The sequence below is a fragment of the uncultured Roseobacter sp. genome, assembly GCF_947496515.1.
In the GTDB taxonomy this organism is placed as follows: domain Bacteria; phylum Pseudomonadota; class Alphaproteobacteria; order Rhodobacterales; family Rhodobacteraceae; genus Roseobacter.
This window is the reverse complement of record NZ_CANMDB010000010.1, coordinates 1-20,135: the sequence shown is the minus strand read 5'-3', so window position 1 is coordinate 20,135 and position 20,135 is coordinate 1. Positions and strand designations below refer to the sequence as shown.

Here is a 20,135-nt window from a genome sequence, read left to right as displayed (position 1 = left end):
CTGGTATGGTAGTATTCCGGGCCTGTCAATCTGGCTTTTGCTGTGCGCTCAATCTTCAAAAAAGTCAGGGTGTCTGCTGCTTGCGATGACCAGCGTTTCGTCCAGGTGCTGCAGATGCAGACGTGTATTGGCGACCGCTTTTTCCACGTTCCGCTGCGCCAGGGCGTCTATAATCGCGGAGTGTCCATCAAACACCTCTTGCATGCCGCAGGCATCCGCCAGCACGAGCGTGCAAACCCTGTCCGTATGGGTCTTGTTCTCGGCAATGGTTTTGAAGGCGGGCAAACACCCGGCTGCCTGGCAGATCAGTTCGTGAAAGCGGTAATCCAACAAATGCAGCGCGTCGCCGTTGCCCGCAGCAATGGCATCACTTTGCGCGTCGAGATTGGCGTAGATCGGCTCAAGGCTTTGGGCTGTCGCAACCTCGCAGGCCACTCGAACCACCTCCACTTCGACCGCCGCGCGGATAAAACGCGTGTTCCGCAATCCGCTGTGAGAGATCTTGCGCACGCGGGTCGCGCGTTGCGGCCTGATTTCAAGCAAGTTGAGTGCGCCAAGCCGCATAAAGGCCTCGCGCACCGGTTGGCGCGATACATTGTAGGTCTTGGCAACCTCTACTTCGGAGATTTTGCTTCCGGGCTCCAGCTCCAATGAGACGATGCTGGACTTGAGCTGGCGAAACACCTCCTCCGTGCTTGTCAGCCGTACTGCATCCCGCGGTGTGTCAGTCACGATCATGGTGCGTCTCTCCGGTTTCGTCCCAGGCATAGCCAGCTTAAGCGCCCGACGTGATGAATAGACGAAATGGCCCCGGCTTCAAACCGAACTGTCCCATGGTGGTGCCAGAGCCAACTTGCCGCTGATGTCAGACGCTGGGTCAGATCTTATCGTAAGTCTAATTACCATACTAGTCGGCATTTTGCTTGACGCGGGCCTTTTACCGCGCTTATCTCGGACGTGATTTCGACAGAATCCGGTCGCTGGCATGAGCGTCGGAACCGAAATACAGGGAGGACTGAGATGAATTTTTTTGATGGTGCGAGAGGCATGGCGCGCGGTCTGGTCAAGACGGCGATGACAGTGGCGGCGATCAGTGCGACGTCGATCACGGCGGCGCATGCCGAGGATGTGACGCTGCGCGGTGCGAGCATGTTCGATGAAAACCACGCCTTCACCAAGACAATGCAGAAGTTCGCAGAGCTGGTGGATACCTACTACGACGGCGATGTCACGTTTGATTTGCGCCTCAATGGCGAATTGGGGGTGGAGAAAGACTATGTCAATTTCCTCCAGCAGGGCGTGGCCATTGACTACACGATCATGGCGCCGTCCAATATGGCGAAGTTTGCGCCCTCCATCCCGTTGATGGATATGCCGTTTCTGTTCCGGGACCTCGAGCACTGGGACAGTGTGCTGTCGAGCGCCGCCTTCGCCCCGCTTGAGGCCGAACTGGAGGAGAACGCCGACATCATGGTGCTGGGATACACCGGCGGCGGGGTGCGCAACCTTGTCTCCAGTGCGCCCATTGCCAATCTCGATGACCTCGAGGGCCACAAGATGCGGGTGATGGGTGCGCCCATTCAGGCCCAGATCTTCTCGGCTCTGACAGCGGCGCCTTCGGCGATCGCCTACAATGAAGTCTACAACGCCATCCAGTCCGGGGTGATTGCCGGGTTTGAGAATGAGGCGGCGAGCATTCAGAACCTGAAGTTCTACGAAGTGGCGCCGAATGTGACCTTGACCAAGCACACGATCACCGTGCGTCCCATCGTGATGAGCGGCAAGACTTTCCGCAACCTGCCTGCCGATTTGCAGGAAGCGGTGGCCAAGGCCGGTCGTGAAGCGGGTGCCTTTGGCCGCGAGTTGGAATCGCGCGAGGACGGCATCAAGCTTCAGGAAATGGTCGACGCCGGCCAGATCACGGTCACTGAATTCGAGAACCGCGACAAGCTGCTGGAGATGGTCGTACCCGTTCAGGATGCCTTTGCGGCGGAGATCGGGGCAAGTGATCTGCTGGAAACTGTCCGCGGCATGTAATTGAGTATCTGAGGCACCGCCCCGGCGGCGGTGCCTCTTTTGTGCGTTCGGGTCCTGAGGTCCCGTGGGTTGGGGGGCCGCGTCATCATGATCGGGCGACTGCTGGAAACACTTTGCAAGGGACTGCGGGTGATCCTTGCCATTCTCATGGCAACCCTGGCCATCCCTGTGGGCATGCAGGTGCTGGCGCGGTACACAGGCGTCATTCCCACCTATCTCTGGACCGAAGAGCTCGCGACTTTCATCTTTGTGTGGATCGTGATGATCGGGTCCATGATCGCCGTTTGGGAAGGGACCCATTTCGATGTGGTGATCACGCCCGATGCCTCGCAGCCCGGCACGGTGTTGGTGCAAAAGGCGGTGGTGTACCTGTTTGTTGGCATCTTTGGTGTGCTTTTCGCGTGGTACGGCATCGAATACGCCAAGGTCGGATCGATCCAGAGCTCTGTCATGATGCGGGTCAATCTTCTCTGGACTTACATTACAGTACCGATCGCGGGGGCTGTCTGGGCCATCTTCTGCGCGTACCGTCTGGGTGAGGCCTGGGCTGAGTATCGAGCTAGCAGAGGGGCTGCGGCATGATCCTGACAACCGGTGTCGCCTGCGCCATTCTGGTGGGGGGCTTTCTGGCGCTGATCCTGATCCGGGTGCCGGTGGCCTTTGCCCTCGGAATCGCGATCATTCCCATTGTGGTGCTGGATCTCCGGCTGACGCCTTTCATCATCATCGACCGGATGTTCCAGTCCTATAACTCCTTCATCCTGCTGGCGGTGCCATTTTTCCTCCTCGCGGCAAACCTGATGAATTCTGGACAGATCACCGATAGGTTGATCACGCTTGCCCGCGTCATGACGGGTTGGATGCCCGGAGGGCTGGGGCACGTCAACGTGGCGGTTTCGATGCTGTTTGCCGGTATCTCTGGCTCCTCCACCGCGGATGCAGCAGGCTGCGGCAAGATCCTGATCCCCGCGATGGTCCGCGAAGGCTATGACACACGCTTTGCCGTCGCGCTGACGGCTTGCTCCTCGGTGATGGGGGTGATCATCCCGCCCAGCATTCTGATGGTCATCTGGGGCGGTGTGATGCAAATCTCCGTCGGTGCGCTGTTTCTTGCGGGTGCCATCCCCGGTTTCCTGATCGGCTTTGCACTGATGGCGACCGTCTATGTCTACGCCAAGCTCTATGACTATCCAATCGTGGCAAGACCTACGTTCGGTGATTTCTGGACGGCCTTTCGCGGTGCGTTCCTCGCGATCCTCACACCTGTGCTGGTGATTGGGGGCATCGTCGGCGGCCTTGTCACTCCGACCGAAAGCGCCATCATCGCGGCGGGCTACGCGCTGATCCTCGGGGTGTTCGTCTACCGGACTGTGACGCCGCGCGATCTGGGGACGATCTTCTACGACACAGGGCGGTTCGCCTCGATCTCGCTCTTCGCGATCGGGACAGCATCTGCCTTTGGCTGGATGCTATCCTTCTACAACGCGCCCCGCCTGTTGGTGGAGGTCATGACCGCGATGGAGTTCGGCCCCTTTGGTACGGCCGTCTTGATCGCCTGCCTGTTTCTGTTTTTTGGCCTCTTCATTGATGCCATCCCGACGATCATCATCCTGGGCTCAGTGCTGTTGCCGGTGGCCACAGCAGCGGAGATCCATCCGGTCGTCTTTGCCATCATCGGTATCGTATCGCTGGCCTTTGGACTGGTCACACCGCCCTACGGGCTTTGTCTGCTGATTTCAGCCGCGATCGGGCAGGTGAATGTGGTCAAGGTGCTGCCGGATGTGCTGATCATCCTGGCGCCCATGCTGCTCATTCTGCTGCTTATCATTCTGTTCCCGCAGATCGCACTTTGGCTGCCGATGACCTTGATGCCTGCGACGTTCAACTAGTCCCGATGATAGGGCGCGCTCGCGAGGATGGAGGCGGCGCGGTAGAGTTGCTCCGCAATCATCACCCGGACCAGCATATGGGGCCAGACCATCTTGCCCAGTGACAGCCTGGCATCGGCGTCGGCGCAGAGCGCGGGGTCAAGGCCGTCGGCCCCCCCAATCAACAGCGCCAGATCGCGGGCGCCGTTGTCGCGCCATCCACCGAGCTTTTGTGCGAATGCGGGCGAGCTGATGACCGCCCCGCGTTCATCCAGCGCCACCACAACGGCACCGCCAGGCAGGGCACGGCGGACCAAAGCAGCTTCACCCGCCTTGCTGCCGCCCTTGCGTTCATCAAGCTGCACGACCTGCGCGGGCCCGAGCCCAAGCGCGCGGCCCGTGCGGTCAAAGCGGGTCAGATAGTCATCGATGAGAACCTGTTGCGGCCCGGCCTTCAGGCGGCCGACCGCAATGATATGCACACGCATCAGCCGCCGCGCGGGTCAGCGGCGCATCAGTGGGAGGCGGTCCCGGCTTCGGAGACGGGCAGCCACATCTTTTCCAACTGATAGAATTCGCGCACTTCGGGGCGGAAGACGTGAACGATCACATCGCCCGTGTCGATCAGGACCCAATCGCCCGTTTCCTTGCCTTCCATCTTTACGCTGCGACCGTAGGTATCCTTGACCGTCTGCGCCAGCTTTTCCGAAATCGCGGCGACCTGACGGGTCGAACGGCCCGAGCAAATCACCATGTAGTCGCCGATCTCGGATTTGCCGCGCAGATCGATCTGCACGATATCTTCGGCTTTGTCGTCTGAGATGGATGAAAGGATAGTCGCCAGAAGCGCGTCGCTGGTGGCTGTGTCGGTCGCGGTGACCATTACCGCGGAGCCGGGTTGAGCAGCATTGGCTGCGTCAGCATGGATAGACAGGACATCGTCCTCCTTTTGTCGCGCCGCCTGAACCCCGACGCTGGGTTAGGTAAAAATAGCAATATGCACGCGACAATTCAATGACAGCATGATGGTTAAGGAATTCTTGATTAATCGGCGGTGGGCCGGTCTGTGCTGGTCTCCGCCGGTGGGCTGGCATCCTCCCCCAGCAGCCGAACCTCACGCTGTGGGAAGGGGATGGAGATGTCATGCGCCTTGAACGCATCCCACAAGGCCAGATAGACGTTGCCGCGGATGTTTGTCAGCCCGCCGGTCGGGTCGCGGATCCAGAACCGCAGGATAAAGTCCACTGAGCTGTCTCCGAACCCCACGATATGACAGACGGGGAGCTTTGGATGCGACAGCACCCGGTCAACATCTGCCGCGGCCTCGATGGCCAGTTTGCGCACCAGATGCGGATCACAGCCGTAAGAGGTGCCAAAGAAGATATCGAGCCGCACGTATTCGTTGGAATGGGACCAGTTCACAACCTGGCCCGTGATCAGATCCTCGTTGGGGATCAGGTATTCCTTGCCGTCGCGGGTAACGACGCTGACGTAGCGCGCGCCGAGCGCGTTGATCCAGCCAAACGTCTCGCCCAGGCTGATCACGTCGCCGGGCTTGATCGACTTGTCGAGCAGGATGATCACGCCCGAGACGAGGTTGGAGACGACCTTTTGCAGACCGAAACCAAGCCCCACACCGATGGCGCCCGAGAGCACCGCGAGCCCCGTGAGGTCGATGCCGACGGCTTTGACTCCCATGAAAAACGCGAATCCATAGAGGAATATCTGCACTGCCTTGACAGCCAGCACCTGCATCGAGGGGCTGATGTCCTCGTTCTTGCGGATGCTGGAGGCGGTGGTGGAGCTGATAATCCGCGCCACGGTAAAGAAGACCGCGATCATCACGGCGGCGCTGATCAGGGTGAGCAGCGACAGGTGGAATTCCCCGATGTCGAGCGCGATCCCATCCAGAAACGAGGATACTTCGTCCGCAAGGCCGACGAGATAGAGCGTGGCATAGATCCACAGTCCCCAGGTCACCAACCGTCGCAAAAAGGGGTTGCGCACAAGCCGTGCCGCGTAGGCGATCCCGGTCCAGACCAGTGCCAGCGTCGCCGCCAGTCCGATGAAGTAGGAGCGTGACGGCCAGGTCACCTGCTGCATGATGAGGTAGACGCCGCCCGCAAGGGCCGCGAACCAGATCAGCCCCATGCGCCGCTTGATCTGAATGATCATGCGCAACTGCCATTTCGACCAACCCTCGCGGGCGCGCACGTGCCGGTCGATCAGCCGTCCGGAAAGGATGTGCAGGAAATAGCAAAGGACGGCCAGCCCCAACACGATCAGCAGCTGGTTTTGCCGCCATCCGGGCGTCATGACGCTTTGCAGGAAGCTGGTGAAGAGGAACCAGATCTCGTCAACCGACATCAGCGCCGCAGCGAAGGCTTCTTCTTCCACGTCCATCACCTCTCCTTGATCGCGAAACTGGCACATCGGCGAAGGGGCGACAAGCGACCATGGTATCCATCCCGTAGACGCCCGTGCGCCCGAAGTGCCAGCCTTGCGGCCCGTTTCCGAGTAGGTTTTTCCGATGAAGACATATGCCCGTGCCGCCGCCGTTCTTCTGGCCGCGCGGTGTGCCGTGATCTAAGATGACGCTATCGACGGTGATCTGAGCGACGGCTTCTTTCAAATCGGTAGTCCGGACGTGGGCACGCCGGGTCAGGGCACATCGACGCTCCGCGGCAACCGCGACTTGGCGGGCCTTGGTCTGTTGGCCCGGCGTCGACGCACCGGTTAAGACGGTCCGCGATGGCAGCTTGATGGTACGAGAGATTCGCGCTATCGCTGCTGGCCATGACGATGTTTTTCAACATTGCGGATCACGCCCGGCTGCCGGGTCGGTTCCAACGTATGACACGGGCCGTCTGCGCGCGACTGTAAGCGCACGCTTGCCCGCATTTTTCAAATTTCCGTTTGCCAAGGGAGAGGACCGATGTCCCCCAAAACGCTCTACGATAAAATCTGGGACGCCCATGTGGCGCATGAAGCCGAGGACGGCACCTGCCTGCTCTACATCGACCGCCATCTGGTGCATGAAGTCACCAGCCCGCAAGCCTTCGAGGGTCTGCGGATGACGGGCCGCAAGGTGCGCAGCCCCGACAAGACCATCGCCGTGCCGGATCACAACGTGCCTACGACCGCGGGCCGAGAGGATCCCGCCAACATGACCGAGGACAGCGCCATTCAGGTGGCGGCTCTCGATAAGAACGCCAAGGATTTCGGTATCCACTATTACCCGGTGTCGGACGTCCGGCAGGGGATCGTGCATATCGTGGGCCCCGAGCAAGGCTGGACGTTGCCCGGCATGACCGTTGTTTGCGGCGACAGCCACACGGCCACCCACGGGGCATTCGGTGCGCTGGCGCATGGCATCGGCACCTCCGAGGTCGAGCATGTGCTGGCCACGCAGACGCTGATCCAGAAAAAGTCCAAGAACATGAAGGTCGAGATCACCGGCAAGCTACGTCCCGGCGTGACAGCCAAGGACATCACCCTGTCGGTCATCGGTGCGACCGGCACGGCAGGTGGCACGGGTTACGTGATTGAATACTGCGGTGAGGCCATTCGTGACCTCAGCATGGAAGGCCGCATGACCGTCTGCAACATGGCCATCGAGGGCGGTGCGCGCGCCGGTCTGATCGCGCCAGACGAAAAGACGTTCGAATATTGCAAGGGCCGTCCCCACGCACCCAAGGGTGCTCAGTGGGAGGCCGCGATGAATTGGTGGAAGACCCTCTACTCCGACGACGATGCTGCCTGGGACAAGGTGATCACCCTCAAGGGCGAAGATATTGCGCCAGTGGTTACCTGGGGCACGTCACCAGAGGATGTGTTGCCGATCACCGCAGCTATTCCCTCTGCGGATGAGTTCGAAGGCGGCAAGGTCGGCGCGGCGCAACGGTCGCTGGACTACATGGGTCTCACACCGGGCACGCCCCTCTCGGACGTGGAAATCGACACGGTGTTCATCGGGTCATGCACGAACGGCCGGATTGAGGATCTGCGCGCCGCTGCCGCCATCCTGAAGGGCAAGAAGATCGGCGTGAAACGCGCGATGGTTGTGCCGGGATCAGGTCTCGTACGTGCACAGGCCGAAGAAGAGGGTCTGGCGGAAATCTTCAAGGAGGCAGGCTTTGAATGGCGACTCGCGGGCTGTTCCATGTGCCTCGCGATGAACCCAGACCAGCTGCAACCGGGCGAGCGCTGTGCCGCCACGTCCAATCGCAACTTCGAGGGTCGTCAAGGCCGCGGAGGCAGGACGCACCTGATGTCGCCCGCCATGGCCGCAGCGGCGGCGATTACTGGCAAGCTGACGGACGTGCGCGAGTTGATGTGATGCGCGTGGCTGGCATTGACGGGTGTAAAGACGGTTGGGTCGCCGTGGTTGCAGAGGATGGTGATTTTGGCACAGCGACCCTTTGTCATCGTGCTAAGCTCTTTGATCTTTTGTCCGAGATAAAGGTCGATCTTGCGGTCGTTGATATTCCTATTGGTTTGTCAGAGGGACCGTCTGGCAGACTTGTGGAACATGCTCTGCGACGTCAACTGCCGGGTCGAAAAAGTAGCGTTTTCAATAGTCCGTGCCGACAAGCCACGTACGAGGCAGATTACGAATCGGCCAGCAACACCAACCGTGCGGTGGTCGGCGTTGGGTTGTCGCAACAAACGTGGGCTCTGGTCCCGAAGATTGTGGAGGCGGACTGCGTTATTCGTCAGTTTGGACAGAAGCGCATTAAGGAGGGTCATCCAGAAATGTCGTTTTGTGCGTTCTGGCGCCGCCCTGCCAGAGCGTCGAAAAATTCGGTCAAAGGTACTTTTGAACGGCTGAATGCTCTGGTCTCTCTAGGCTTTGACCTGAGTATGCTGTCCGAGGGCCTGGCTTCTGATGCAAAAGTCGCGACAGATGATCTTATCGATGCCGCGATCCTGTGTTGGAGTGCAAACCGTGTCGTCACCTCCAAGCACGAGACGACACCTGACGCACCTCAGGAAGATCCAACCGGTTTGACAATGTCAATTTCAGCCTGAGGTGAAGCTGATGCGATCCGACCCAATCTCTTCCTTACAGCCGGGCCAAGCTCCGATCCAACGAACGTGTGTTCCCGACTTTTGCATCAAAATATGGCCAGCTTAGGATATCCCACGCACCTCGCTGTGCGATTTGAGCACCTCGTCGCCGTCTTCCTGCTCGATGCGGTAAGCGGGTTTGTCATCGCTTGCGTCCCGGGTAACTTCGCTGCCCTTAATCGTCAGAGTGGTCTTGCGGGTGTATTTCTTGACCACCTTGCCCGTACCCGTACCGTTACCCCAGTCCCATTCGACTTTCGTGCCTTCACCATATGCCATTGGTCTGTCCTCTGTGCTATGTCTGGCAGGCTAACACCCCACAGCCCCGCGCGGTTCCCCGACCGGCTTGGCGCCCCGACACAAAGGACCATCTGATCATGGATAAATTCGAAACTCTCACCGGGATTGCGGCGCCCATGCCGCTGATCAATGTCGATACCGACATGATCATTCCCAAACAATTCCTCAAGACGATCAAGCGCTCCGGCTTGGGCGTAAACCTCTTTGACGAGATGCGCTACGATGATGACGGCAGCGAGATCCCCGATTTCGTGCTGAACAAGGACGCCTACCGCAAGGCGGAGATCCTCGTGGCGGGCGATAACTTCGGATGCGGATCCTCGCGCGAGCACGCACCCTGGGCCATCAAGGACTTTGGCATCCGCTGCGTGATCGCGCCTTCCTTCGCGGACATTTTCCACAACAATTGTTTCAAGAACGGCATCCTGCCCATCGCCCTGCCACTGGAACAGGTAGACGCGCTGATGAAGGACGCCGAGAAGGGCGCCAATGCGCGGATGACCATCGACCTGGAAAACCAGACGGTGACCAGCTCCGATGGTGAAGTCTTCAGCTTTGAGGTTGATCCCTTCAAAAAGCGGTGCCTCATGGAAGGGCTCGATGATATCGGGCTGACCATGGAAAAAGCGCCTGCCATCGACCGGTTCGAGAATGCCGCGGCGCAGGCGCGTCCCTGGGTCTGATCCTAGTGTCGGTGCGTTCGCGATCGTACATATGTCCGGTAATCTGCTAGGGTAACGCCGGTGCCGATATGGCGCCGGTCCGGGTCGAATGGTGATGGCATGAGGCATGTTGGTCTTGGCGACAGACTGCGACACCTCCCGCAGCAGGAGCGTGGGCTGGTCGTTTTGACTGCCTGCCTTCTCGTCCTCCTCCTGTCACCTGCGAGGGGCGTGGGCGCAGACGACGCACTTCGGGTGGCGACGTTCAACACAGAGCTGTCGCGCAAGGGGCCCGGTCTCTTGCTGCGCGATATTGCGCGCGGTGAGGATCCCCAGGTCACCGCCACGCTGGATGTGATTGTCGCGGCGAATGCGGATATCCTCGTGCTTCAGGGCTTTGACTATGATCTGACCGGGGCAGCGCTAACGGCCTATGTCGATGCTTTGAGAGCGCGGGGCATTGACTACGGCTATAGTTTTTCCGCCAGGCCCAACACGGGGTTTCCGACCGGTCTGGACATGGATGGCGATGGCCACCTGGGGGATGCGCGCGATGCGCAAAGCTATGGTCAGTTTTCGGGGCAGGGGGGCATGGCGTTGCTGTCCCGGTACCCGATTGACTATGCGGGGATACGAGACTTCACGGATGTTTTGTGGCGCGACGTGCCCGGTGCGCTCTTGCCGGAGACCGAGGCGGGCCCGTTTCCGTCAGCCGAGGCGCAGGCGATCCAGCGGCTGTCCAACGTCAATCACTGGGCCGTGCCTGTCGTGGTGCCTGATCTGGGCACAGTGGAGGTGCTGACCCTTCACGCCAGCCCGCCCGTGTTCGACGGACCGGAAGACCGCAATGGCAGGCGCAACCATGACGAGATCCTCTTTTGGCAGCATTATCTTTCCGGTCGCTTCGGTGCCGCACCGGAAGGGCGTTTTGTGCTGATGGGCGATCTCAATCAGGACCCGCTGGGGGGAGAGGGCATTAAAACGGCCATCACCGGGCTGCTGGCGGACCCGCGTCTGCAAGACCCCAAGCCCGGCAGTGATGGCAGCTTGGCGGCGACCGGTGATGCGCTGGACACGGCTGATTGGACGGACCCGGTGCCCGGTAATCTGCGCGTCGATTATGTGCTGCCGTCCGCCGACTGGCAGGTGCTCGACGCAGAAGTGATCTGGCCCGAGCCGGATACACCTCTGGGTCAAACCGCAATCGCGGCCAGTCGTCACCGGCTTGTCTGGGTGGATCTGGCGCCCTAGGGCATCCAATAGTAAACCTGAGACACTCGACAGTTGTACTGAAGTGCCGTTCCGAGGGGTGGCGCAATCGCGCCGCCCGTTTTGCCAAAGGCAAACCTCCGGTTTGACGGGGGCGGAACGGCGCGGCGCAACAGTGCCTGTTGCGCGGGCGCTCCGATCAAAGCGGTGTGTCTCAGGTTTACTATTGGATGCCCTAGGCGTGCCCTATTGATCTGGCACGTCGGCGGCGCAGGACAAGTTCCAGTACCAACAGATAGGGCAGGTAGAAGGCACCATTCTGCACCAGATCAAAGGTACCGTCGAAGGTGGGTGTCGAGGCAATGCCGCCCGTGATGGCGTACCAGATGCCGTAGTGCACCCGGTAGAGCCACGAGCCAAGCGCCAGCACAAGAAGCCGCAGCGCCCAGTCCCGGTGCTCCGCGATCCGGCCTGCGCGCGCCATGCGGATCGTCTGCACCGCACTGATCTCCATGAGCAGACCGTAGAGGGTGAAGCCGACGTCCATTGGCAGACCGCCGATCGTACCGCGCAGGGCAATGAAGAAGAGCCCGCCAAGCGCCGTCAGAAATGCGGCGAGCACGAGGCCGCGCCCCATCCACCCATGAACCGCGGGCAGATGTCTGCGCAGCACCGGCAGTGGCTGCAGCAGGATCAGGAAACTCAACACCCCGCCCAGCACCATATGGCCAAAGATCGCGGGGTTGCTGAGCGCGCCACCCGGCGTAAAGAAACGGCTCTGGGTGACCGTGCCCGGCGACCACAGGGTCAACCCCTTCGTGACGGCATCCAAGGTGAAGGGCAGCACCAGTAGTGCCAGCAAGCCCATCCCGGCAGTCAGCGCAATCTGGCGTTTGCGTGCCGTTTTCATGCGTCGCCTCAGTAACGTTTTGTCCTGACAATATCCGATCGCCCCGCGCGCTGCGAGGCGGCTTCTTGACCCGGGCCGGGCCGCGCGGTAGGCCGCAGACGATAACTGACCGCAGGAGACGACCCATGGCAAACCCTTCCCTTCTCATTCTCGCAGGCGACGGCATCGGACCGGAGGTGATGGAGCAGGTGAAGCGGGTCATCGACTGGTTCGGCGCCAAGCGAGATCTGCGCTTTGACGTCAGCGAGGACCTGGTCGGCGGGTCAGCCTATGACGCCCACGGCACGCCGCTGCATGATGAAACGATGGCCAAGGCACTCGCCGCCGACGCGGTGCTGCTGGGTGCTGTTGGAGGGCCGAAGTACGATGCGCTCGATTTCAGCGTCAAGCCCGAACGGGGTCTGCTGCGCCTGCGCAAGGAGATGGATCTCTTCTCCAACCTGCGGCCTGCACAGTGTTTTGACGCGCTTGCGGATTTCTCCTCGCTGAAAAAGGACATCGTCGCGGGGCTCGACATCGTGATCGTCCGCGAGCTGACCTCGGGCGTCTATTTCGGCGAGCCGCGCGGGATTTTCGAAGAGGGGAACGAGCGGGTCGGGATCAACACCCAACGCTATACTGAAGGTGAGATCGACCGTGTAGCACGTTCGGCGTTTGAGCTGGCGCGGCGGCGGTCGGGCAAGGTCTGCTCGATGGAGAAGGCCAACGTGATGGAAAGCGGTATCCTGTGGAGGGAGGTCGTGCAAAAGGTCCGCGACACGGACTATCCCGATATCGAATTGAGCCATATGTACGCGGATAATGGCGCGATGCAGCTGGTGCGCGCGCCCAAGCAGTTCGACGTGATCCTGACCGACAACCTGTTTGGCGATATCCTGTCGGATTGTGCGGCGATGCTGACAGGGTCCTTGGGCATGTTGCCTTCCGCCAGCCTGGGCGCGCCGCGCGGTGATGGCCCACCGCGGGCGCTTTACGAGCCTGTGCATGGCTCGGCCCCTGACATTACCGGGCAGGGCAAGGCCAACCCCATTGCCTGCATCCTGAGTTTTGCGATGGCGCTGCGCTATTCCTTCGATCAGGGGGACGAGGCCACACGTCTGGAGCAGGCGATCGAGGCGGTGTTGGCAGATGGTGCACGCACGGCGGATCTGATGGGCGCCGACGGTGGGCAGCCGATCAGCACCACTCAGATGGGCGATGCAATCCTGACGGCCCTCGACAACAGTCTTTGAGCGATCAGCGCAGCGATACCACCGTGGTGTCCGGGTTCCAGCCGCCGGGCAGATCGCGGGCCTGAACTTGGACCTGTGTTGTGCCTTCCGGCAGGCGTACGCCGGACAGAGACCGCGTGAAGGGTTGTTCCTCCACATGCGGATGCGCCAGTTCGCGAATGGCAAGCTGGTTGCCGTCCATATCGAGGATCCGCCACGCATCGGCATAGTGATCCCAGCCGGTGTCGGGATGCGAGATTGTCACGTCAAAGCGCCAGGTCTCCCCACGCTGGCTGACGCGGACATTGTCGATTTTTGGTGGTTCGGCCAGAGCCGGCGTGGCCATGAGCAGAGCAATCGCTGCGATAAATCTCATTCCAGAAAACCTTCTAACAAACTGTTAGGCGCAATTTAGGAACTCAGGAGTATTTTTCGAGAGGCGGAAGCGAATTCCCTGCGCCAGATCACGGTGACGGTGATACCAGCCGCGATGATCAACGTGAAGGGTCCGGCAAGCCACGCGGTCGATGCAAGCGCGAAATACATGGACCGCAGCCCCCGGTTGAAACTGCGTGCGCCGGTGATGTTGATTTGGGCTGCCTGTTCGGCGCGTGCAAACGCCTCTGAATGGTCGGGATCGTTGGGGACGGCCCCCATCAACACGGCACAGTAGCCAAAAAGCCGGTTTGCCCAGACAAATTTCAGAAAAGCGTTGGTCAGAAACAGCGCCAGCACCATCAGTTTCAGTTCCCAGACAATCGTTGGATCGTTCATCAAGGTGATCTCTCCTGCAACGCCTGCCAGGCGTTCGGCATTCCCCAGAACGGCCAGTGTGCCACCGATCGCGATCACGGAAGTGGAGGCAAAGAAGGCCGTTCCCTGACGCAGATGGCCCAACATCTGGGCGTCGAAAATGCGCGGATTTCTGTGCACCATTTGCCGCATCCACTCCTGCCGGTAATCGGCCATTATCTGTGATGTGGAAAGATGCGTGGCTGACGGGTGCTCCACCCGCCAACCGATGGCGGCCCAGAGGCCAAAGAGCAGTGCAAGAGCCGTGAAATCGGCGGGTTCGAACAGGGCGATGCGGTCCATAAAAGTCATGCGGCAGCCATGGCAGGTCCGATAAAACTTGCCAATGGGATAAATTGGTCATATTATTTTACCAAACGGAGGATGTTCTATGGAGATGCCTGTTCCCGACCCGCTGATCCTCGCGCGCAAGGCGCGGGTTGTCGCGCGGCTTCAGGGTTGTTTGCCCGACAATGCGGTGATTCACGACGAGGCAGAGACACGGGCCTATGAGTGTGACGCGCTGACGGCCTACAAATGTCCGCCGATGGTTGCGGTGCTACCGGCGACCACTCAGGAGGTCTCGGACGTTCTGCGCATCTGCCATGAAGAAGGGGTGCCCGTGGTCCCTCGTGGTTCCGGCACTTCGTTGGCAGGTGGAGCACTGCCCACGGCGGATTGCGTCATCTTGGGTGTCGCGCGCATGACTCAGGTGCTGGAGACAGATTACGCGGATCGGATTATTCGGGTGCAAACCGGCCGGACCAACCTGAGTGTCACGGGGGCGGTGGAGGAAGATGGTTTCTTTTATGCGCCCGATCCCTCCAGTCAGCTCGCCTGCGCGATCGCGGGCAATATCGCGATGAACTCGGGCGGCGCGCATTGCCTCAAATACGGCGTGACAACCAACAATCTGCTGGGCGTTACCATGGTGATGATGGACGGTGAGGTGGTCGAGATCGGTGGCGCGCATATGGATGCGGGCGGGTTGGACCTGCTCGGGTTGATTTGCGGCTCCGAAGGGCAGCTGGGCGTGGTGACAGAGGCTACGTTGCGGATCCTGCCCAAGCCCGAAGGCGCGCGGCCTGTGCTGATGGGCTTTGATAGCTCCGAAGTGGCGGGCGCCTGTGTCAGCGACATCATCAAAGCGGGGGTTCTTCCCGTTGCGATCGAGTTTATGGACCGCCCCTGCATCGAAGCCTGCGAGAATTTTGCCAAGGCAGGATACCCGATGTGCGAGGCGCTGCTGATCGTGGAAGTCGAAGGCTCGGATCTGGAGATCGACCACCAGCTGAGCCTGATCATGGAGATCGCACGGCGGCACGACCCGGTGGAGCTGCGTGAGAGCACCTCAACCGAGGAGAGTGCGGCGATCTGGCTGGGGCGGAAGTCAGCCTTTGGCGCCATGGGGCAGATCAACGATTACATGTGTCTGGACGGAACGATCCCAGTGTCGTCCTTACCCATGGTTTTGCGGCGGATCACCGAGATGTCCGAGGAATTCGGGTTGAAGGTTGGGAATGTTTTTCATGCCGGCGACGGCAATATGCACCCGTTGATCCTCTTTGATGCGAACAAGCCGGGGGATCTGGAGCTGTGCGAGGAGATGGGTGCGGAAATCCTGAAACTCTGTGTCGAAGCGGGCGGCTGTCTTACCGGTGAGCACGGCGTGGGCATTGAGAAGCGTGATCTGATGAGTGTGCAGTATGCACCCGCCGATCTGGAAGCGCAGATGGCGGTCAAGGACGTGTTCGATCCGCAGTGGCTGTTGAACCCGGCGAAAGTGTTTCCGCTGGACGTGTCGCAAGCACGGCGGGCTGAGCGGATCGCAGCGGAGTAGGGGGCCAGCCCCCGGCTCCCTCACGGGAGCCACCCCCGGAGTTTATTGGGCAAAGTGACAATGATAAAACCACAGAGTGAGGCTGAGCTGGCCGATGTCGTCAGATCGGCGGATGGGCCTTTGGCGATTAGCGGTGGCGGTACCCGCGGTGTGAAGGTCAGTGGTGCGGCGCTATCTCTGTCGGAGCTGTCTGGCATTACACTCTATGAGCCGGGAGCGCTGACGTTCGTGGCGCAGGCGGGCACACCGGTTGCCGAGATCGAGGCAGCTCTGGCGTCGGAGAATCAGCGATTGGCCTTTGAGCCCATGGACGCGCGCGCGCTCATGGGGACCTCTGGCGCGCCGACGCTGGGTGGTTTGATCGCGGCGAATGTGAGCGGGCCGCGGCGGATCCAGGGCGGGGCCGCGCGGGATTACGCGCTTGGTGTGCGGTTCGTCGATGGCACTGGTGCTGTCGTCAAGAACGGTGGCCGCGTGATGAAGAATGTCACTGGCTACGATCTGGTCAAACTGATGTGCGGCTCTTTCGGGACGCTGGGCGTGTTGTCTGAAGTGTCGTTGAAGGTCTTGCCGCGGCCCGAAACCCAAAGCACGCTGATGCTGCGCCATTTGGATGCGCAGGCAGCGGTGACGGCGATGGCGGCGGCCATGGGCTCTCCCTACGAGATCACTGGCGCTGCACATTGCGGGGCGCTTCTGGACGATGGTCCTGTGACGGCGCTGCGCATCGAGGGGTTTGAGAGTTCGGTCAACTATCGGCTGGCGCAGCTAAAGGAGCTGCTGAGCGGCTTTGGTGCGGAGATGACCGTGGGTGATGCGGAAATGTCGTTCTGGATCTGGGCGAAGGTGCGGGATGTCTCGCTTTGGGCGGAGGTGCCGGGGGATGTCTGGTGCGTCTCCTGCCGGGCATCGCAGGCGCCGGATCTCGTGGCGCGCGCCGCGCCGGTAGGCTGGATTCTGGACTGGGGCGGCGGGCGCATCTGGATGCGTGTGCCGGCAGGCGTGGACCTGCGGGGCACGCTTGGAGCGTATGATGGCCACGCCACGCGTGTGCGCGGTGAGGGCTGTGACATCGCGCGGTTCGAGCCGGAGGCACCCGGCGTTGCGCGCTTGTCCCAAGGGTTGCGGGCGCGCTTTGATCCGCGCGGGATGCTGAACCGCGGCTTGATGGGTCCGGTCGCAGACGAGGTGGTTTGATGCAGACAACATTTACCGATGCGCAGTTGAAGGACCCCGGCATCGCGCGGAGCAACGAGATTTTGCGGTCTTGTGTCCACTGCGGTTTCTGCACGGCCACCTGCCCGACCTATCAGGTGCTGGGCGACGAACTCGACAGTCCGCGGGGGCGTATCTATCTGATAAAGGATATGCTGGAGAATGACCGTGACCCGGACGAAAAGACGGTCAAGCACATCGACCGGTGTCTGAGCTGCCTGGCCTGCATGACCACGTGCCCTTCCGGTGTGCATTACATGCACCTGGTGGACCATGCCCGGGAGTACATCGAGGCGCGTTACGAACGGCCCTTCAGTGATCGGGCGTTGCGGTGGATCCTTGCGCGGATCCTGCCCTATCCGATGCGGTTCCGCCTGGCGCTGGCGGGGGCAAAACTCGGGCGGCCCTTTTCGCGGCTGATGCCGGATGCGAGGTTGCGTGCGATGCTGGAGATGGCGCCGAAGACCATCCCGCCGGTGAGCCGCAATGACGATCCGCAAAGCTTTGCGCCTCAAGGGGCGCGGCGCAAGCGGGTGGCGCTGATGACAGGTTGCGCACAACGGGCTTTGAACACCGACATCAACGATGCGACGATCCGGCTGCTGACGCGGCTGGGCTGCGAGGTTGTGGTGGCCGAGGGTGCGGGATGCTGCGGGGCGCTGACCCATCACATGGGCAAGACCGACGAAAGCCACGCGACGGCAGCGCGGAACATCCGCGCCTGGGCGCGGGAGATGGACGGCCAGGGCCTGGATGCGATTGTCATCAATACCTCCGGATGCGGCACGACTGTGAAGGACTACGGTCACATGTTCCGTAACGAGCCGCTGGCCAAGGATGCCGCGCGGGTCGCCGGTCTCGCCATGGATGTGTCAGAGCTGTTGATGCAGCTCGATTTGCCCGAGGGGTCGGATCGCAGAACGCGGGTGGCCTATCATGCGGCATGCTCGCTGCAGCATGGCCAGCAGATAAAGACCTTTCCCAAGGATTTGCTGAAGCGTGCGGGTTATACCGTAGTGGAACCCGCGGATTCGCATCTTTGTTGCGGCTCGGCGGGCACGTATAATCTGATGCAGCCGGAGATCTCCAAGCAGCTGAAAACGCGCAAAGTTCGCACGCTTGAGGCGAAGAACCCGGATGTGATTGCTGCGGGAAATATCGGGTGCATGATGCAGATTGGTTCGGGTACCGGGGTGCCGGTTGTCCACACCGTCGAGCTGCTGGATTGGGCGACTGGGGGCCCTGTTCCGCCCGCGCTCTCTGATCCGGACCGGCCGAGTGCCGTGCCGAACCTACGGTAGTTCCCTTGCAGTAGAGGGCTTGAAAACCCGCAAGTTCTTCCCACTTAAGCGATGTCTGTCACGCCTCATGAGGGTGCCAGGCGCTAACCATTGCCAGTGGCGTCCAAAGACGGAGCTGCTGGCGTCATGATCGCTCAACAAGAGGATTGAACAATGCGTACATATGATTTTGCACCGCTTTACCGTACCACCGTCGGCTTTGACCAGATTGCCGATCTGATGGACCGGGTGTTGACCAACGATGGCGCGCAGCCAACCTACCCGCCTTATAACATCGAGAAACTCGAGGATGATGCATATCGCATCTCCATTGCGGTTGCAGGCTTTTCCGATGCGGATCTGATGGTCGAAGTCCGCCAGAATGCGCTGATCGTCTCGGCCAAGAAAGCCGACGAAGACGGTGACCGGAGTTACCTGCATCGGGGTATAGCGACACGTGCATTTGAACGTCGCTTTCATCTGGCTGATCACGTTCAAGTCACCGGCGCATCGCACGTAGACGGCATGCTGCACATTGATCTGACCCGCGAAGTGCCCGAAGCGCTGAAACCGCGGCAGATTGCGATCTCTTCGACGAAGCAGATCCAGAAGGATGTGGTTGATACAAAAGCCGTCAATTAAGGCGGTAGTGGAAGACGAAGCGGGCTTGGGTCTTGTGACCCAAGCCTTTTCCTCGAGATTATTTGGCGGCAGATCAATTGTCGCTGCTCGCGACTTGCTTGATTTTTGATTGCTCAGCGGCTGATTTCACCAGCAAAGATAATCGTCAATTCGCTGGATTGCGGCTAGATCCTGGTCAGGCGGGCCGCTTTTACTTCTTTCGGAAATGCGGAGCGCTCAGCAAATCGTCTGCGCTAGCCTTACTGTGATCCCGTCGTCAATATACAGGGCCGGTCTATGGGCCGGACTTCGGTGCCGTGGTCGCCACCATCAAGCCGCTTTGGACAGTTGAGTTGATCCGCCAAGGCGGCTTCATAAGATCGTTTGTACCCGTAATTGCTGTCTGGCGGCCTTCTGATGAGGCGCCTTGGGTACATGCTTGGTTGGTGGTCAACGCTTTGGCTGCCAGCATGATGCCGGGTCGATGTAGCTCCGATGCGACCATCTCACAGGCTTGCTTGGCGAATGTCAGCGTCTTTCCCGACCTGCGCTGCCCGTCAGTGATCTGCAATGCAAGCCATGAAAGGGGCATCATCGGAACCGCGCCCCTGCGGGACCTCGACGGCCTGCGATCAAGCAGGCAACGGGTAACGGATCATCCGGTCGTGTAAGGTCAGGTGCGACATCTGGGTTGAAGGTCGTGCCATCGATCCAGATCCGGTGGAGGATGACAGCGATGCGGCGTACGAGAGCGACCATTGCGATTTTCCCACCAAGGCGTTTGCAAGCTGGGCGCCGCATGTTCTGAGCCAAGTTGAACAAGTCCCGGGTTCATGATGATAGTCGCTGCTCGGCACAACGCCCGCCTCAGGTTGACGTCACCAGCTTGGGTGGTACCGCCGGACACATTCCGCTCACAAGACTGGTTGGATGAGGGGGTCAAGCCAACTCAGGGACCAACTCCCTTCGAAGACCAGAGGCGGGTTGGATCATCGACAGCCGCGCGGAAGGTCAGCGCTGCGACTGCACCGACTCCAGGCATCGTTGATCCTCCCCCACTGGAGTGGTCCTCCGCTATGTTTAGGAAAACGGAGGAATACCATGGCAAACAAGCGACCAA

At 60.4% G+C, this 20,135-nt stretch carries 21 protein-coding genes; 12 read left to right on the top strand and 9 right to left on the bottom strand.

What is annotated here, in order from left to right; translation table 11 throughout:
* Positions 1–48 precede the first annotated feature (48 nt).
* Positions 49–684, bottom strand: coding sequence for a GntR family transcriptional regulator (locus Q1A53_RS16445; protein ID WP_299968731.1), 636 nt, complete (start codon positions 682–684; stop codon positions 49–51).
* Positions 685–1,020: 336 nt separating this feature from the next.
* Between Q1A53_RS16445 and Q1A53_RS16440 the strand changes: the two genes are divergently transcribed.
* The 3 genes from Q1A53_RS16440 (at position 1,021) to Q1A53_RS16430 (ending at position 3,926) form a co-directional block, all read left to right on the top strand.
* Positions 1,021–2,037 (top strand): TRAP transporter substrate-binding protein, encoded by a 1,017-nt coding sequence (locus Q1A53_RS16440; protein ID WP_299968730.1) that lies wholly within the window; start codon positions 1,021–1,023, stop codon positions 2,035–2,037.
* Positions 2,038–2,124: 87 nt separating this feature from the next.
* On the top strand, positions 2,125–2,619 hold the full coding sequence (locus tag Q1A53_RS16435; RefSeq protein WP_299968729.1) for a TRAP transporter small permease subunit: 495 nt from the start codon (positions 2,125–2,127) through the stop codon (positions 2,617–2,619).
* A complete protein-coding gene (locus tag Q1A53_RS16430; protein WP_299968728.1) occupies positions 2,616–3,926 on the top strand; it encodes a TRAP transporter large permease in 1,311 nt (436 codons plus the stop codon). The genes Q1A53_RS16435 and Q1A53_RS16430 overlap by 4 nt, the downstream gene beginning before the upstream one ends.
* Here the strand turns inward: Q1A53_RS16430 and rlmH are convergent.
* The 3 genes from rlmH to Q1A53_RS16415 all read right to left on the bottom strand — a co-directional run bounded on the left by rlmH (position 3,923) and on the right by Q1A53_RS16415 (position 6,272).
* Positions 3,923–4,393: a 23S rRNA (pseudouridine(1915)-N(3))-methyltransferase RlmH gene (rlmH, locus tag Q1A53_RS16425; protein WP_299968727.1), complete on the bottom strand. Its 471-nt coding sequence runs from the start codon at positions 4,391–4,393 to the stop codon at positions 3,923–3,925. The two genes, Q1A53_RS16430 and rlmH, sit on opposite strands and share 4 nt — an antisense overlap.
* A gap of 26 nt (positions 4,394–4,419) precedes the next feature.
* Complete coding sequence (gene rsfS / locus Q1A53_RS16420; protein ID WP_299968726.1) at positions 4,420–4,788, bottom strand: ribosome silencing factor; 369 nt, start codon at positions 4,786–4,788, stop codon at positions 4,420–4,422.
* A gap of 161 nt (positions 4,789–4,949) precedes the next feature.
* Positions 4,950–6,272 carry a mechanosensitive ion channel domain-containing protein gene (locus tag Q1A53_RS16415; protein WP_299968915.1) on the bottom strand — a complete coding sequence of 441 codons (1,323 nt, stop codon included), beginning with the start codon at positions 6,270–6,272 and terminating at the stop codon, positions 4,950–4,952.
* 568 nt (positions 6,273–6,840) lie between these two features.
* Between Q1A53_RS16415 and leuC the strand changes: the two genes are divergently transcribed.
* Positions 6,841–8,244, top strand: coding sequence for a 3-isopropylmalate dehydratase large subunit (gene leuC, locus Q1A53_RS16410; protein ID WP_299968725.1), 1,404 nt, complete (start codon positions 6,841–6,843; stop codon positions 8,242–8,244).
* A 5-nt stretch (positions 8,245–8,249) separates the two neighbouring features.
* Positions 8,250–8,936 carry a DUF429 domain-containing protein gene (locus Q1A53_RS16405; RefSeq protein ID WP_299968724.1) on the top strand — a complete coding sequence of 229 codons (687 nt, stop codon included), beginning with the start codon at positions 8,250–8,252 and terminating at the stop codon, positions 8,934–8,936.
* 102 nt (positions 8,937–9,038) lie between these two features.
* On the opposite strand, the gene Q1A53_RS16400 is transcribed toward Q1A53_RS16405, so the two are convergent.
* Complete coding sequence (locus tag Q1A53_RS16400; RefSeq protein ID WP_299968723.1) at positions 9,039–9,254, bottom strand: DUF2945 domain-containing protein; 216 nt, start codon at positions 9,252–9,254, stop codon at positions 9,039–9,041.
* A 98-nt stretch (positions 9,255–9,352) separates the two neighbouring features.
* Here Q1A53_RS16400 and leuD point away from each other — a divergent pair, with 98 nt between their 5' ends.
* The gene (gene leuD / locus Q1A53_RS16395) at positions 9,353–9,958 is read left to right on the top strand and encodes a 3-isopropylmalate dehydratase small subunit (RefSeq protein WP_299968722.1); all 606 of its coding nucleotides are present in this window, start codon (positions 9,353–9,355) and stop codon (positions 9,956–9,958) included.
* 210 nt (positions 9,959–10,168) lie between these two features.
* Positions 10,169–11,188 carry an endonuclease/exonuclease/phosphatase family protein gene (locus tag Q1A53_RS16390; RefSeq protein WP_299968721.1) on the top strand — a complete coding sequence of 340 codons (1,020 nt, stop codon included), beginning with the start codon at positions 10,169–10,171 and terminating at the stop codon, positions 11,186–11,188.
* Between the two features lie 193 nt (positions 11,189–11,381).
* On the opposite strand, the gene Q1A53_RS16385 is transcribed toward Q1A53_RS16390, so the two are convergent.
* Entirely contained in the window at positions 11,382–12,056 is a 675-nt protein-coding gene (locus tag Q1A53_RS16385; protein ID WP_299968720.1) for a DUF2306 domain-containing protein, read from the bottom strand.
* Positions 12,057–12,181: 125 nt separating this feature from the next.
* Between Q1A53_RS16385 and leuB the strand changes: the two genes are divergently transcribed.
* Positions 12,182–13,288 (top strand): 3-isopropylmalate dehydrogenase, encoded by a 1,107-nt coding sequence (gene leuB / locus Q1A53_RS16380; protein ID WP_299968719.1) that lies wholly within the window; start codon positions 12,182–12,184, stop codon positions 13,286–13,288.
* A gap of 4 nt (positions 13,289–13,292) precedes the next feature.
* Here the strand turns inward: leuB and Q1A53_RS16375 are convergent, their stop codons facing one another.
* Positions 13,293–13,643 carry a hypothetical protein gene (locus Q1A53_RS16375; RefSeq protein ID WP_299968718.1) on the bottom strand — a complete coding sequence of 117 codons (351 nt, stop codon included), beginning with the start codon at positions 13,641–13,643 and terminating at the stop codon, positions 13,293–13,295.
* 35 nt (positions 13,644–13,678) lie between these two features.
* Positions 13,679–14,371: a DUF599 domain-containing protein gene (locus Q1A53_RS16370; protein ID WP_299968717.1), complete on the bottom strand. Its 693-nt coding sequence runs from the start codon at positions 14,369–14,371 to the stop codon at positions 13,679–13,681.
* A 79-nt stretch (positions 14,372–14,450) separates the two neighbouring features.
* Here Q1A53_RS16370 and Q1A53_RS16365 point away from each other — a divergent pair, with 79 nt between their 5' ends.
* From Q1A53_RS16365 to Q1A53_RS16350, 4 genes are all read left to right on the top strand, one after another.
* Positions 14,451–15,899 (top strand): FAD-linked oxidase C-terminal domain-containing protein, encoded by a 1,449-nt coding sequence (locus tag Q1A53_RS16365; protein ID WP_299968716.1) that lies wholly within the window; start codon positions 14,451–14,453, stop codon positions 15,897–15,899.
* Between the two features lie 63 nt (positions 15,900–15,962).
* Positions 15,963–17,096 (top strand): FAD-binding protein, encoded by a 1,134-nt coding sequence (locus tag Q1A53_RS16360; RefSeq protein WP_299968914.1) that lies wholly within the window; start codon positions 15,963–15,965, stop codon positions 17,094–17,096.
* Positions 17,096–18,415, top strand: a complete 1,320-nt coding sequence (gene glcF / locus Q1A53_RS16355) for a glycolate oxidase subunit GlcF (protein ID WP_299968715.1) — start codon at positions 17,096–17,098, stop codon at positions 18,413–18,415. Before Q1A53_RS16360 ends, glcF begins: the two co-directional genes overlap by 1 nt.
* 153 nt (positions 18,416–18,568) lie before the next feature.
* Entirely contained in the window at positions 18,569–19,036 is a 468-nt protein-coding gene (locus tag Q1A53_RS16350; protein WP_299968714.1) for an Hsp20 family protein, read from the top strand.
* A gap of 652 nt (positions 19,037–19,688) precedes the next feature.
* Here Q1A53_RS16350 and Q1A53_RS16345 read toward each other — a convergent pair.
* Complete coding sequence (locus Q1A53_RS16345; protein WP_299968713.1) at positions 19,689–19,922, bottom strand: hypothetical protein; 234 nt, start codon at positions 19,920–19,922, stop codon at positions 19,689–19,691.
* Positions 19,923–20,135 lie beyond the last annotated feature (213 nt).